1 pseudogene is annotated in these 585 nt (G+C 55.9%); it reads right to left on the minus strand.

Going from position 1 to position 585, the window contains the following annotated elements:
* Positions 1–585, minus strand: a pseudogene (locus tag HMPREF2635_RS10660) (hypothetical protein); the annotation flags it as partial.

Raw genomic sequence — 585 nt, forward strand, 5'->3', positions numbered from 1 at the left:
ATGCAACGCTCAGACAGGTTGGAAGAACCATTCCAGTCAGGCAACTTCGAGGAACCGTTCGGGTCCTTCTCCGGCTTGGAGTCCGGGTTATTCGGATCAGTCGGCTTGCCGTTGTTCTTGGAACCAGTGACCTCGTCACCATCGTTGGTGCCGTCACCATCGGTATCAGCCTTCTTCGGGTCAGTCGGAGCACCCTTCTCACCCGGCTTAACCTTGTTGCCGTCCTTATCGAACGGGTTCTTGGAGCCGTCTACCTCGTCACCGTCATTGATGCCGTCACCATCGGTGTCAGCCTTATTCGGATCGGTGCCAAGCTCCTTCTCCTGCTCGTCAGTCAGACCGTCACCATCGGTGTCCTTGTCCTTCGGATCTTTATCACCAGGCTTGTCATCCTCGCCCGGCTTGTTCGGATCAATCGGCCAGGACGGGTAGTCCGGGTACGACGGGTTAGAAGGCTTCTTACCTGGCTTATCAACCAAGTCAGCAACACCGTTGTTGTTCTTATCGGTGATACCGGTATCGCCAAGGCCGTCGCCGTCCTTGTCTTCAACCTTGCCCTCAGGAACCTCAGACTCATCACGGTTC

This window comes from Corynebacterium sp. HMSC035E02 (assembly GCF_001836065.1).
Classification (GTDB): Bacteria; Actinomycetota; Actinomycetes; order Mycobacteriales; family Mycobacteriaceae; genus Corynebacterium; species Corynebacterium hiratae.